This is a genomic window from Segatella oulorum F0390 (genome assembly GCF_000224615.1).
In the GTDB taxonomy this organism is placed as follows: domain Bacteria; phylum Bacteroidota; class Bacteroidia; order Bacteroidales; family Bacteroidaceae; genus Prevotella; species Prevotella oulorum.
The window spans coordinates 192,040-206,503 of record NZ_JH114217.1 but is presented as its reverse complement, the minus strand read 5'-3'; the positions used below and the strand labels follow the sequence as shown (position 1 = coordinate 206,503).

Here is a 14,464-nt window from a genome sequence, read left to right as displayed (position 1 = left end):
ATGCCGTCCCGAGGGCGGGAACGCTTATTTTTATCATTTTTATGGCTTCCCGGGGTCGGGAACATCCGTTTTCAAAAAAAATCGTTGTTCCCGAGGGCGGGAACGCTTGTTTTCGAGAAAAATCGTCGTTCCCGGGGGCGGGAGCCGTCATTTTTATCCAATTCAGCTGTTCCCGGGGGCGGGAACGCCTATTTTTTGGTTTCGCTGTCGCTTCATGGTTGGGGGGTTGGAAGCCCTGCAAAGATAAGGCTTTTTCGCAGATTTAAGCCATCAAAGCTCATAAATTCATGCTTTTTACCTAATATTAGGTATTGCAAGACCCATTTTCTCGCGTTACTTTTGCAGCCGATAACAGTATTGATTTAAAAGATTGTATTGAATATGAAACCATTTTTTATCAAATCCTTAGCATGCTTTGCGCTGCTCATGCCGCTGCAGATGCAGGCGCAACGCCATTTGCAAGACTCCACTTTCCAGCTTCACGATGTGGTGATTAGCACCACGCGCATGCCCGAAGCGAAACAAAATGCCGCTGCTTCGGTGACCATCATCAACCATCAACAGCTCGAAGCCGTGAGCAAAGTGGCGCCCGACATGTCGACACTGTTGGGGCTGCTTGCGCCGGGAATGGCACTCTCGAGCAACACAACCAGCTCGCGTTCGCAAACATTGCGCGGCCGAAGCGCACTGGTTCTCATCGATGGTATTCCGCAATCCACCCCGCTGCGCTCCACCGACCGCGACATCCGCACCATCGATGTGGCCGCCATCGACCATATTGAAATCGTAAAAGGGTCGACGGCACTCTATGGAAACGGCGCCATTGGTGGACTCATCAACATCATCACGAAGAAGAATTCGAGTGCAAAAACACTGGCAGGGCAAACCGCTATCGCCGGTTCAACCTACAACTTTTTCAGGCAAAGTAAGGGGCAAGGCTATCGGCTTAACCAGCAACTTTATGGCAAACTGCGCAACATGGACTATTTGGTGAGCGGAACTTTTGGCCGCACCGGCAGCAGCATCGACGGCGATGGACAGTTCATTTCGCCGCGCTATGGCCTTGGAGATACCTACACCAGCAATGCCTTAGTGACGCTCGGTTATCAGCTTTCGCCTAAGAATCGCATGGAACTGATGTACAATTTCTATCGCAGTTTGCAAGACACGCCGCTCATTCCCAAAGGCGGAAAATACCTCAAAAGCCCTGCCATCGGCGTCATTGGCAACCGCGATCCGCAGGCTGTTGACGAGGGAACGCGCTACAATCACAACGGCTATTTGAAATTTACTTCAAAGCAGATTTTCGCACATACCGATTTAGAAGCATCCGTTTTTGGTTCAAGTCTCTACACCATCTTCGATTTCCGACGCGCCAATCCCGCCCAACCGCGTTGGGAAGAAACCAGTGGACAGTCGGCCATCAAAGACCGCAAGTTGGGGCTTCGCGCGCAGTTCAACACGCATTTGGTGTTCTCCGAGCAGGCATTCACCCACATTCTCTATGGCTACGATTACTTGTTTAACAAAACAGCCCAGCCGCTTGTCGACGGACGTTATTGGATGCCTTGGCTCACAAGCGACACACATGCGCCCTTCATTCAAACCAAAACAACGCTTTTTCAGTGGCTCAACGTGAAAATAGGTGCACGCTATGACGCCATCAACGTGCATGTGCCCGACTATCAAGTGCTGCGCAATCGCCTCTCCGACCCATTGGTTAGCGTGAAAGGTGGGCATCTCAACTACAACAATCTCTCGTTCAACGCGGGATTGTCGTTCAACAAATACCGCGCATTTCAACCCTTCGTGGCCTATTCGCAAGGCTTCTCTATCTTCGATTTAGGCCGCACCCTGCGCGCCGCCAAGGCCGATGTGCTGGGCCATATCGCCACCGAACCGGTTAAAACCAACAACTATGAACTGGGCGTTTATTCGGTTCCGTGCAGTTGGTTGCAACTCAATGCCTCGTTCTTCTACACCTATGCCAAGCTCGGCAGCGACCTGAAAATCGACCATGGCTTTTGGGTTGTCAACCGAAGTCCGCAGAAAGTATATGGCATGGAGTTGGATGCCGATGCGCAAATTCTGCCCAATCTCAAAGCCGGAGCCAACTTTTCGTGGTTTGAAGGAAAGCTCAAATCCAACGGAACCAGCTGGGATCACTACATGTCCAACGTGTCTATCCCGGCCGCAAAGCTCAGCATGTATGCGCAATATCAGCCCATCAAGCACACCTATTTGCAATTACAATATCTGCACACGGGCAAACGTCACCGCTTTTCCCCCGATGCTTCGGGCAACTATGCAGAGGGCGAGGGCATTGTTAATCGCATCAATCTGCTCAATCTCACGGCGGGCGTTGACGTGAAGCAATGGAACTTCGTGTTAGGTGTTTCCAATCTTTTGAACTACACCTACTACACACCTTCCTCAATGCTCATGGCACGCAACGCCGAATATGCACATGCCGACGGGCGCAACATCACGCTTACGGCCACCTTTAAATATTAAGCAGGTGCCTTTGCTTCGCAAGTCTCAAAACAAATAACGCTGAATGCTTGCGGAGCTTCGGCAAACGATAAAACAAACATTTTAGCGCTTGCGGAGTTTCCGCAAATAGTAAAACAAACATTTTAGTGCTTGCGGAGCTTCCGCAAATAGCAAAACAAACTTTTTGGTGCTTGCGGAGCTTCCGCAAATAGCAAAACAAATATTTTAGCGCTTGCGGAGCTTCCGCAAATGACAAAACAAACTTTTTGGTGCTTGCGGAGCTTCCGCAAGCACTAAAACTTTGCATGGGAAGGTGGCGCGGGCGAACTTCTCTTGCAAATCAATCGGCAATTCAATAATTCTTTGTAAATTCGCGGTCGATGGAAGATGAAATTTACATGCGGCGCTGTTTGCAGTTAGCCCAAAACGGGAAACAGTTGGCAAAGCCCAACCCTATGGTGGGTGCGGTGATTGTTTCTCACGGCAGAATCATCGGCGAAGGCTATCATGTGCGGTGCGGTGAAGGCCATGCCGAGGTCAATGCCTTTGCACATGTGCGGCCCGAGGATGAGCCTTTGCTCGGCGATGCCACCCTCTATGTGTCGTTAGAGCCCTGTTCACACCATGGCAAAACGCCGCCTTGTGCCGACCTCATCGTGCGCAAAGGTGTGAAGCGATGCGTCATTGGCTGCGTCGATCCGTTTGCAAAAGTCCACGGACGAGGCATTCAACGGCTGCGCGAGGCGGGCATTGCGGTGACCGTGGGCGTGCTGGAAGCCGAATGTCGCGCACTCAATCGCCGCTTCATCACTTGCAACACCGAGCATCGTCCCTACCTCATTTTGAAATGGGCGCAAACGCAAAATGGCTTCATCAGCGACGCTTCGGGGCAGCCTTTGTCGCTCTCCACGCCCGTAACGCGGCGGCTGGTGCATCAACTGCGCGCCGAATGTGATGCCATTCTCGTGGGGCACACCACCTTTTCAACCGACCATCCACAACTCAACACGCGCCATTGGAGCGGCACTTCGCCCCAACGCATCGTGCTGTCGCGCACATTAGCGGCGCAAAACGCGACGCTTCCGGGATGGCGTGTGGCCGGCAACATCGACGAGTTGCTGCCCCAACTTCATGCCGAGCACTGCCAATCGCTGCTCGTTGAAGGCGGAACGGCCACGCTCAACAGTTTTCTTGCGCGCGGCTTGTGGGACGAAGTGCGCATCGAAACGGCACCCATCCTGATCAAAGGGGGCACGCCCGCACCCACAATGCCCACCGATTTTTGCAGCGAACAGCACCAAATCATCGACGGAAACACCATCACCACGTTATGCAAATCATTCTCACTTCAGCCAAAATCATGAACGCTGCGGCCGATGTCGCCGTGCCCTTTGCCACGCAACCTGCGTTTGAAACCGAGGCCAACGAGCTGGCTTTGTCGATCGCTTCATGGTCGGTGGCCGAGCTAATGCAGGCGTTTCAATGCAGCGAAAGCCTGGCGCACGACAATCAACAGCGCTTTCAAAGTTTCTTCAACGCAGCCGAAAAGCTGCCCGCCATCTTGGCTTATCATGGCGAAGCCTATAAACATTTGCGCGCCGAAACGTTCACTTCGGCGCAGTTTCAGCTGGCCCAACGCCACCTTTTCATCACCTCTTTTCTCTATGGTTTGCTGCGCCCTTTAGACCTCATCCATCCTTATCGCATGGAAGGTAACGTGCGTTTGCCCGCCACACAAGGGCAAACACTTTTTGCCTTTTGGCGCGAACGGCTCACCGATATGCTCATTCGTGCCGTGCAAGCCGACGATGGTGTGCTGGTGCATTTGGCCTCAGCCGAATACGAACACCTGTTCGATTGGCGGCGCGTGCAGCGTGAAGTGCGTGTGGTGCAGCCGCTGTTCTATGTTGAAAAGGGTGATAATATGCGCGTCATGCCCTTGTATGCCAAGCGTTGTCGTGGAGCAATGACGCGCCAAATCCTTCAAAAGGGTTGGCAACAGCCCGCCGATTTGCCGCAATTCGCCTACGAAGGTTTTGCGTTTGCGCCCCATTATGGCGACGAAAACCATCCCCATTTTATTTGGAAACAAGGATAATCTCCCTACGGAATTACACCTTATATATATGATAACCCATTAAATGAAAGGAACAAAAAATGGAAATTGGACAAAAACTACCCGAGATTCTTGGCACCGACCAAGACGGAAAAGAATGGCATCTCAGCGATTTCGCCGGTAAAAAGCTCGTGCTCTACATCTATCCGCGCGACGCAACGCCGGGCTGTACGAGCGAGGCTTGCAACCTCAGAGACAACTATGAGCGCTTTCTTGCGCAAGGTTATGCCGTCATAGGTTGCAGCACACAGGATGCCAAGTCGCACAAAAAGTTTATCGAAAAACATCAGTTGCCGTTCCCATTGATTGCCGATACCGACCTGAAGTTGGTGCAGGCGCTCGGCGTTTATGGCGAGAAGAAGATGGCGGGCCGCACGTATATGGGCGTTTTCCGCACCACCTTCATCACCGATGAAGCGGGCGTCGTGACGCAAATCTTTGGTCCTAAGCAAATCAAAGTGAAGGAACATGCCGAGCAGATTTTATAGTCTGCTCGCGCAAAGGTAATGGCGTAACATGCAATGCGAATCGGTTTGAGGTGCCTTTTAAAGAAGAAAGGCCAACACTCGCACGTATAGAACGAACAAAACGCCCCAACACAAAGGATGTGTTGGGGCGTTTTACGTGATAAAAGCACGCTAAAGCCATCAAAACAAAACCTTATATTTTGTCAGCAGCTGTGCTGATGCGTTCGGCAAGATCTTTGAGAGCATTGCGCAATGCAACCTTTTCAGTCTCCGTAAAACCACCTTCATTGCCTTTACTATTGTATCCATCTAACTTTTGATGCAGCCATGAACGGCTACGACCAAAGTAATTTGTAGACAAACGTGCCCACGAAATATCAAGCAAAATATCACTAAGTGTTTGCTTCATTGTTGTGCGTGTCGCTGTTGTTACCGTCTCCATATTCTATCGATTTTAAATAGAATGTAAATCTTTATCGTTGGTGAAAGTCTTTATTTCCATGGCACGATGCGCACAATCTTGGGTTCCTCGTCCTCCTTAAAGGGGGTGGATTCATAGCGAAGGGCAACGGTGTCGGCTGCATTTTTCGAGAAAGCGTAGGTCATTTTCGTCCATGGGTCTTCATCGTTATCTTCGAAGTTCTGCGTTTTGCGCACCCGTTCGACATCTTGCAACGGCCGTCCAAACAGCACTTCCTCGTCACCTCGCACACCTTTCTTGCGCATTTCATCGATCACTTCCTTCGTGAAATAGGACGAAAGCAAAGGCTCAAGTTCGGCGAAGGTAGCTTTATAATTGATTTTTTCGTGGAAATAGATGGCAAACATCTCGCTCAACCGCGTCAGCAGATAACCGATATCGGCACGGTCATCACCCTCAACATTATAGAGTTTGGGCTTCCCTTGTGCCGGAACACAATAGACGAAGTTGAAAAAGCCACAAGCCTCAGGCACATCGTCCGTGAAGTTAAAATAAACCGCTGAGGGCGAAACATGGAGCAATTCAAACGTTGACAGCACATAGTCGCGCGGCTTTCCAGAGAGCATGCGGCTCGAAATCTCTTTGTTTTTCAGCACCACCCGACCGCGATAACGTAGCGTGAGAAACACCGAATTATTCAATTCATAGTCGTCGGGCGAGTATTTAATCTTGTAACGATTAGGCTTCTTGATGCCATAGATTTGCCAATCGCCCACCAACGTGTCGATCACTTCGGTCGAACTGATTATCACGCGCGACGTATCGTCTCCTACTACGGTGTCAATCTCTTCTTCTACGGTGTTGTTTTCCACTTCTGTTGCGCCCGTTCGCGCGTCACAAACACGGTTGTTGCGGTGGGTTTGCCACGAAACAAGCCCGAAAACAACCATCAACATCACCCATCCTAAAATCGTTGTCTGCTTCATATCACTGCTGTTTTGCTTACAAAATTACAGAAAAACCCAAGTCGCATTTAGTGTATTGATGTCGAATCTACAGGATGTACGGCTTGGCTTTCGTGTATGGTTTCTATCACAGCTTTTGTCTTTGTCCGCAAACCACTTTCCGTAGTAAAGCCAAAGATAAAAACAATCACCAGGAGAATAGAGAATAAAAAAGAACTTGCAATGTTCAACCCAATCGTTTTCCAATTGGATATAGCATGTTTTTCCACAACCTTTTCCACATCATCCGTATGCCGTTTCACCACACTGTCAATAGACTTTTGAAAATCAATATCGATTCTTAACAGTTCATCTTGAACGGCTGCCGCAACATTTTCAGATAAGATTGCACGGGCACTCTCCCGATATTTCTTTAGTTGGCTGGGGGTAACAGACGACATAATGAAATATTCGAAGTCGCTATCCTCAGGACATTTTCCCTTCTTACGCTTAAAATCTTCTATGAATTCTATCTTGTGTTGCTTATAAATGCTATAAGCCAACATACCTATCACATCGTCTTTCCCCGTGATAAGTTTGTCGTAAATAGAATAGAAAGGTTGTTCTGCCATTATTTCTTTCCATTAACAATACGTGCATACGACTCGTTTGCACGCTGCGCAATGGTAGCATGTGACATCACAACTCGCCGCATACCAATAGGCGAACGGTAGCTGAATGATACAGAATTGCGGTCTGTAACAATTCCTCTCTGCGTTTTTACATCGTTTGTCATAAGCTTTAATCGATTAATGCATTCCACATAGAACACGTTGCAAATATAAACATTTTCAATGAATGGACAAGCGGTCTACTCCTGAAATAATACAAAAAAATAGCAATATTCGCCCTCGCCCACACCTTTATAAGATAAAAATTTGCAGGTTTGCAAGTGTTTCTCGCTGATTTCCCATGCGAAAGCTGTATATTTGCAGGCAAAAAGACAACGATAACAATGCAGCAAATCATTACTCATTTCACCGACGACGACCTCTATAAGTTCACCATGTGTTGTGCCGTCATCGACAACTACCCGCGTGCGCAGGTGCAATACCAGTTTGTCGACCGCAGCAACCGGGTTTATCCCGCTGGTTTTGCCGATGCCTTGCGCCAGCAAATCAAAGCGTTAGAACAGGTGGTTATCACCGATGAGGAGGTGGATTTCATGAAAAGGCAATGCCCCTACATGCCCCATTGGTTCTTTCAATATCTCAAAGGCTTTCGCTTTTCGAGCGACTGGACGAAAGTTTGGCAAACCGATGAAGGCCATTTGCACGTGGAATTTGAAGGCTCTTGGAGCGACACCATCCTGTTAGAAGTAAAGGTGCTGGCCATCATCTCTGAGCTATACTATTGCATGACGGGCCAAATCGAGCAATTAGACTACGAGGCTTTATACACCAAGACGCGCCTGAAGGCCGACCGTTTGCTCGCAGCAGGTTGTGTGTTTTCAGACTTTGGCACGCGCCGTCGCGCATCGTTTACCGCCGAAGACACGGTGGTTCGCGCCCTTAAAGACAGCGCTTCGAGCCGCGAATGGGCGGGGCGTTTGGCCGGAACGAGCAACATCTACATTGCCATGCAGCACGATTTGAAGCCCGTGGGCACCATGGCTCATGAGTTTATCTGCGCCATCGGCGGCATGTTTGGTCCGCAAATGGCCAATCACATCGCTATGAATGCGTGGCGCAACACCTTTCGTGGCGCCTTAGGCACCTATCTCTACGACTCGTTTGGCTGGGACATTTTCGCCCTAAACTTCTCAGAAGACTTTGCCAACCTGTTCAAAGGGTTGCGCATTGACTCGGGCGATAACCGCGAACAGCTACAGAGAATTGTTGAGAAATACCGGTCGTTGGGCATCGATTCGCGCACGAAGCAGGTGTTGTTCTCCAACGCTTTAGACACCGATCGCGCCATTGAAATTCAGCAATATGCGCAGGCCGTTTGCCAACCCTCGTTTGGTATCGGCACCCATTTCACCAACGATTTCGCAGGAATCGAGCCCCTCAATATCGTCATTAAGTTGGTTGCGGCGAAGATTACCGAGAGTTGGCCCTACTATAACGACACGTGTAAGCTGTCGGAAGACCTCGGAAAACACACGGGGAAGCCCGAAGTGATTGCCCGTTTCATGCAGGCCTTGCACATGAAGGGGCATGAAGCGTGAGCCTATCGCAACTGCAAAACAACGGAAAGCAAGATGGATGTTCTGCCGAGAACGCCCTGCAAAGGGGTTTCTCGGCAGAACTTTTTTCAACATATAAAAGCTATTCGCATAAGTGATTGGCATTTCAAAGGGGTTTCTCGGCAGAACTTTTTTCAGAACTTAAAAGCCACTCGCCCGCGGAAAGCGCGCACCCAAAACACAACGTCCCTTGCCCTCGTCCGCGCAAGTCCTTGCGATCCCCACACCATCGCTATCTTTCGATGTTGCTCCTGCTACCACATTGTGGAGCACTTTGCACCCTTCAATGTAACAAAATAGGCTTCTTTACCCAACAATCTCTATCATATTGTGAGGCAATCTCAACCATTTTAGGAGACAATCTGTTGCATTTTTCTTGTTTTAAAGATTATTAACTGCTAAAATTTACACTTTCTTCATATTTTTTTCTAAATTTGTTGTGACCTTTTGTTACGGGGAAAACTACAACCTTTTACCGTAACCTTAGTGCAAGGCAAGCTGCAATGTGTGTTGAAGGCATAGCCCCAAGACCCATAAAATAAACTCAAACCAGGGTTTCACTATTGCAAACATCACACCATCGCAGTCCATACGTGCAATCGTTAACAAACCAAGCATACCTATGATTAAATTTTATTCGCTTGCAGCCGTGCTGGCTTTGGCTGTAGATTGGCCAGCATCAGCCACAGGATTACCTCCTGCCAAGGCTAACTTAAACAGTAATTTGCGTCTTGAAACGCAACAGCAACAAACGCTTTCGGGCACAGTTACCGACACCAATGGCGAGCCAATTATCGGTGCCAGCATATTGGTGAAGGGCACTAACAGTGGTACCATCACCGACTTAAACGGCCATTTCCAGCTCAATGTGCGGCCGGGTGCCACCCTCGTCATCTCGTATATTGGCTATAAAAAGGTCGAAGTGGCGGCCCAAGCCAATATGAAGGTGAGCTTAGCAGAGAACAATCGTGAGCTCAACGAGGTGGTTGTCGTGGGTTATGGCACCCAAAAGAAGGTGAACCTCACGGGAGCTGTGGCCAATGTTGATGTCGACAAAGCCATCGCCAGCCGTCCGATTACCGATGTGGGCAAGGCACTTCAGGGCATCACTCCGGGCTTAACCATCAACAACCGCATTGGTGGTGTGGGCACAGAAAGCACCATTCGTTTGCGCGGAAGTGTGGGTTCGCTCAGTGCAGCGAGTGGAACCAAGCCACTGATTTTGGTCGATAACGTGGAAGTACCGAGTCTGAACCTGGTCAATCCCGACGACATCGAGACCATTTCGGTGCTGAAAGATGCTTCTTCGGCCTCTATTTATGGTACGAGAGCCGCATGGGGTGTGATTCTTATCACCACCAAGCAAGGGGCAAACAACGACCGCGTGCGCGTGTCTTATTCGAACAACTTTGCATGGAACACGCCCACAAAGATGCCCAAATTGGCTACGGCTTCGGACAATGTTGACTTCATTTGGCAAATCATGCAACGCCAAGGTCTCACCCAAAAGAGTAATATCGGCTACATGATTGACCAGTATGCTATTGAGAAAATCAAAGAGTGGGAGCACAATTATGGCGGCATGTCACAGGCCGATTTGGGCGATATGCAGGCAGGAAGAGACTTTGAAGTGCGCAACGGAAAGACCTATTTCTTCCGCTCTTTCGACCCCATTAAAGAGTTTACATGCAAATGGACGCCGCAACAAAACCACAATCTTTCGGTGACAGGCGGCAACCGCACCACCACATATAACATTAGTTTGAGCTATCTTTCGCAAAAAGGTGTGATGAAGTTCAACACCGATAAGTATGACCGCTACACGCTTCACTCCAACATTACCACCAACATCACCAAATGGTGGCGCGTGAGAAGCAACATCTTGTTTACGCGTTCGGTCAACGATCAGCCCTATCGTTTCACGTCAGGGCAATTTGATGCGTGGTTCTATTTGCTGCGTTGGCCACGCTGGTACCCCTATGCTGACTACGAAGGCAAGCCCTTCCGCTCGGCAGTTACCGACATTAAGGCCGGCAATCGCGAGAGCCTCACGTCGACTTATCTGCGTGCCAACCTCGGAACAGAGCTTAATCCGCTGAAAAATATGACCGTCAATTTCGACTATACCTTCGGCTATGTCAACGATGCTACGAAGCGAAACGGCGGCAGAGTGACGGCCTACGACATGTTTGCCACAGCGCCTTTCAGCAACTATAAGGACTTGTATGGCAGCACACACGACCGCGTCATTCAGCAAAGCAGCTACACCTTGCAAAACATTTTCAAGGCCTATGCCACCTATAAGTTTGCACTTCAAGAGAAGCACGACTTCAAATTCATGGCCGGTTTCGATGCCGAAACGCGCGAAGCATTGGGACATTACTCCGAAAGGCGTGGGCTGATTAGCCTAAATATGCCCGAGATTGCCTTGACAACGGGCGACCAATACTCCTCCAGCACGTGGGGTTCGTTCCACAATGACTTTGCTGCTGCGGGCTTCTTTGGGCGCATCAACTACGATTTCCTGCAACGCTATCTCTTTGAATTTAACGCCCGTTATGACGGTTCTTCGCGTTTCCCACAAGGCAAGAAATGGGCGTTCTTCCCATCTTTCTCGGCCGGTTGGCGCACATCCGAAGAGAAATTCATGGATTGGGCACGCCCCTCTTTAAGCAATTTAAAGCTGCGTGCCTCTTGGGGAACTATCGGAAACCAAGATGTTGCAGCCAACTCTTTCATCTCAACCATGGCAGCTAATCCCTCAGGATGGGTCATTGGCGGCAAGGAAATCACCTCGTTGGGCACACCATCGGTTATCTCTCCGGCCCTCACTTGGGAGCGTGTAACGACGTTTGACGTAGGTCTTGATGCGGGATTGCTGAATAACGAGCTCACATTCACTTTCGATTGGTATCGCCGCATCACGTCAAACATGCACACAGCCGGTGAGGCTTTGCCCGCAACATTTGGTGCCAAGGTGCCCAAAGTGAACTATGGCGAACTCACAGGAACAGGCTTTGAGGTTGGCGTAAACTATCAACACCGCTTCAACAACGGTTTAGGTGTGTCGGCCGGTGCATCACTTTCCCATGTAACCGAGAAGATTACGAAGTATAATAAGGAAGATCGTAACATCTATGGCAACTACGAAGGTAAGCGATTGGGTGAGATTTGGGGCTACGAAACCGACCGTCTTTTCCAGGCAGATGACTTTAAACCCGACGGAACACTGAAAGATGGCATCGCCAGTCAGGCACTCTACGAGAGTGGAACATTCAAGTTTGGCCCCGGAGATGTGAAGTATAAGGATTTAAATGGCGATGGAAAGATTACCTATGGCAACAACACTGTTGAGAATCATGGCGACTTAAAAGTCATCGGAAACGCCTTGCCTAACTTCGAATACAGCTTCAACTTGGGCTGCTCTTACAAGGGATTCGATTTCAATACCTTCTTCCAAGGGGTGGGAAAACGCGACCTTTGGGTAGGTGGTGCCGTGGCTATTCCCAGTGGAGGATCAGGCTTTATGGATGCAGTCTACGCACATCAAATGGACTATTGGACGCCATCCAACACCAATGCCTTCTATCCTCGTCCCACAGACATGTCATGGGTGGACAATGGACGTAACTTTTTAACGCAAACCCGCTATCTCTGTAATATGGCTTATCTGCGCTGTAAGAACCTCACGGTGGGCTATACGCTACCCGATTTCGTGATGAAGAAGATTGCTTTGCAAAGCATCCGCGTATATTTCAGCGCCGAAAACCTGTTTGAATTCGACCACATGAAGGTTCCTATTGACCCCGAAAGCACGCAATATAAATCGGGATTTGGCGACAGTCGGTGGTCGTTTGGACGCAGTTATCCCTACATGCGCACGCTTTCTTTTGGCGTTCAAGCCGTGTTCTAACCCTTAAAATGAAACAACGTTATGAAAACAGCATTTTATTTTGTAATCGCCTCCGCCCTGACGCTTACGGCTTGTAATGATTTTCTCACACGCGATCCGTTAGATGAGATTGCCGATAAGCCCGAGTTTTGGGACGTAGAGTCAAATATCCGTACCGCCGTTTACGACGAATACACCACCTATTTCCCCGGTTATCGCAATCATTGGAATCGCGCAGACTGGTTCTCACAGACCAATATTGCCGACTGGACCGATGACAATGCACAGCAAAAGGCAACATTTTTCACGAAGGTTGCCCCGGCATCTACCTCGGCATCGAGTTGGGATTTCAGCGATGTGCGCGTCATCAACATGCTCATCAATCGCATCAACAGTGCCAACCTGAGCAGCGAAGCCAAGGAACATTGGCTGGGAGTAGCGCGGTTCTTGCGCGCCATGGAGTATGCCAAGTTGGTGAGTCGCTTTGGCGATGTGCCCTATTATGAAGAAGTTTTGGGCAACACCGACTATACAGCGCTTTATCGTCCGCGCGAAAATCGTGTAACGGTGATGAACAAAGTGTTGGACGATCTCAACTATGCCACCCAGCACATCCGCACTTCAGACGGTGAAAAGGGGCTCAACATCACGCGCGATGTGGCGTTGGCCTATGCCTCACGCATCATGCTTTTCGAGGGCACTTGGCAGAAATATCGCGAGAACAACACCGCCAATGCGAAACATTTCTTGCAGGCAGCCAAAGACTTTGCCACCACTTTGATGAGTGAAAACCATTACTCATTGTGCGCAAACTACAAGGATCTCACCACGTCTGAAGACTTAGCCGGTAACCCCGAAGTGATACTTTACCGTTCGTATGTAGAGGGAGTTGTGATGCATAGCCTCATGACTTTCCAAAATACAGAGGTAGAAATCGACAGTCCTTCGAAGTCATTGGTCGAGAGTTACCTCACCAAGAACGGGCTACCCATTCATCAAGCGGGCAACACCCAATATCAAGGCGACCATACTTTCGCTGCCGAAATGACCGACCGCGACCCGCGTTTGGCTGCAACCATCAGAACTTCGGGCCTCTCTTTAACCGGTATCGACGAGGTTTGGGCCATCTCCGGCTACTTTGGCAATCGTTTTGTCAACCCCAACCTCATCGACAAGCCCGGTGGAAGCAGTTACACCTGCATCACCGACGCACCCGTGATGAAGCTCAACGAAGTGCTGATGAACTACATAGAAGCGGCTGCCGAACTGGCCGACATGGGCGCTTACACCCTCACTCAGGCCGATTTCGACAAGACCATCAACACCATTCGTGACCGACCCAGCACACAAATGCCGCATCTTATCTTGGCAGGTAGCAACCTACAAGTGAATGGTGTGACCATCAACGACCCCGAACGCGATGCCGATGTGACGCCCATCATTTGGGAAATCCGCCGCGAACGCCGCACCGAATTGGTCTACGAGGGCATTCGTTTCAACGACCTTCGCCGTTGGAGCAAGCTCCATTATGCCGACATGGTGCGCAATCCCAAGGCCAATCGCGGTGCTTATCTCGACAAGACAGCCTTTGTCGCACAGTATAATGCCACCCACACCACGCCCATTACCGTTGAAACACTGAAAGGCGTGAAGATTGAAGGAGGCGGAACGGCAGGCTATATCCAACCCATTACCAACACGGCTCTGATGCGAACGATGGCCGAAAAGGATTACCTTTATCCGCTACCGCAAGACCAAATCACGCTTTATAAGAGCCGCGGATATGAACTTCCGCAAAATCCCGGATGGTAAAAGAGACTTGTTGTGGCACGGCGCAGTGTGCTAACGCTGCGCAACCACACTTGTTTGCCCAATGAAAAGGG

The 14,464-nt window shown here is 49.7% G+C and carries 11 protein-coding genes; 7 read left to right on the top strand and 4 right to left on the bottom strand.

The genetic code is table 11. The annotated features are described in order from the left end of the window. The first annotated feature begins 426 nt into the window (after nt 1-426). From HMPREF9431_RS10055 to HMPREF9431_RS10035, 4 genes are all read left to right on the top strand, one after another. On the top strand, nt 427-2,514 hold the full coding sequence (locus HMPREF9431_RS10055) for a TonB-dependent receptor (RefSeq protein ID WP_050795671.1): 2,088 nt from the start codon (nt 427-429) through the stop codon (nt 2,512-2,514). Between the two features lie 359 nt (nt 2,515-2,873). Continuing rightward, on the top strand, nt 2,874-3,857 hold the full coding sequence (gene ribD / locus HMPREF9431_RS10045; protein ID WP_004381169.1) for a bifunctional diaminohydroxyphosphoribosylaminopyrimidine deaminase/5-amino-6-(5-phosphoribosylamino)uracil reductase RibD: 984 nt from the start codon (nt 2,874-2,876) through the stop codon (nt 3,855-3,857). Next, a complete protein-coding gene (locus HMPREF9431_RS10040; protein WP_004381168.1) occupies nt 3,824-4,591 on the top strand; it encodes a YaaA family protein in 768 nt (255 codons plus the stop codon). The genes ribD and HMPREF9431_RS10040 overlap by 34 nt, the downstream gene beginning before the upstream one ends. 59 nt (nt 4,592-4,650) lie before the next feature. Beyond that, nucleotides 4,651-5,097 carry a peroxiredoxin gene (locus tag HMPREF9431_RS10035; protein WP_004381167.1) on the top strand — a complete coding sequence of 149 codons (447 nt, stop codon included), beginning with the start codon at nt 4,651-4,653 and terminating at the stop codon, nt 5,095-5,097. Between the two features lie 172 nt (nt 5,098-5,269). Here the strand turns inward: HMPREF9431_RS10035 and HMPREF9431_RS10030 are convergent, their stop codons facing one another. Genes HMPREF9431_RS10030 through HMPREF9431_RS10015 form a run of 4 tightly spaced genes read right to left on the bottom strand, consistent with a single transcriptional unit; the run spans nt 5,270 to nt 7,237 of the window. Then, nucleotides 5,270-5,518 carry a DUF5053 domain-containing protein gene (locus HMPREF9431_RS10030; RefSeq protein ID WP_004381166.1) on the bottom strand — a complete coding sequence of 83 codons (249 nt, stop codon included), beginning with the start codon at nt 5,516-5,518 and terminating at the stop codon, nt 5,270-5,272. Nucleotides 5,519-5,568: 50 nt separating this feature from the next. Continuing rightward, the gene (locus tag HMPREF9431_RS10025; protein ID WP_004381165.1) at nt 5,569-6,483 is read right to left on the bottom strand and encodes a hypothetical protein; all 915 of its coding nucleotides are present in this window, start codon (nt 6,481-6,483) and stop codon (nt 5,569-5,571) included. A 47-nt stretch (nt 6,484-6,530) separates the two neighbouring features. Next, nucleotides 6,531-7,073, bottom strand: coding sequence for a hypothetical protein (locus HMPREF9431_RS10020; RefSeq protein WP_004381164.1), 543 nt, complete (start codon nt 7,071-7,073; stop codon nt 6,531-6,533). Further along, nucleotides 7,073-7,237, bottom strand: a complete 165-nt coding sequence (locus tag HMPREF9431_RS10015; RefSeq protein ID WP_004381163.1) for a hypothetical protein — start codon at nt 7,235-7,237, stop codon at nt 7,073-7,075. Before HMPREF9431_RS10015 ends, HMPREF9431_RS10020 begins: the two co-directional genes overlap by 1 nt. A 219-nt stretch (nt 7,238-7,456) precedes the next feature. On the opposite strand from HMPREF9431_RS10015, the gene pncB reads away from it, so the two are divergent. From pncB to HMPREF9431_RS10000, 3 genes are all read left to right on the top strand, one after another. After that, entirely contained in the window at nt 7,457-8,671 is a 1,215-nt protein-coding gene (gene pncB / locus HMPREF9431_RS10010) for a nicotinate phosphoribosyltransferase (RefSeq protein ID WP_004381162.1), read from the top strand. 640 nt (nt 8,672-9,311) lie between these two features. Then, nucleotides 9,312-12,602, top strand: coding sequence for a SusC/RagA family TonB-linked outer membrane protein (locus tag HMPREF9431_RS10005; protein ID WP_004381159.1), 3,291 nt, complete (start codon nt 9,312-9,314; stop codon nt 12,600-12,602). A gap of 21 nt (nt 12,603-12,623) precedes the next feature. Next, complete coding sequence (locus HMPREF9431_RS10000) at nt 12,624-14,393, top strand: RagB/SusD family nutrient uptake outer membrane protein (RefSeq protein ID WP_004381158.1); 1,770 nt, start codon at nt 12,624-12,626, stop codon at nt 14,391-14,393. The last annotated feature ends 71 nt before the right edge of the window (nt 14,394-14,464 follow it).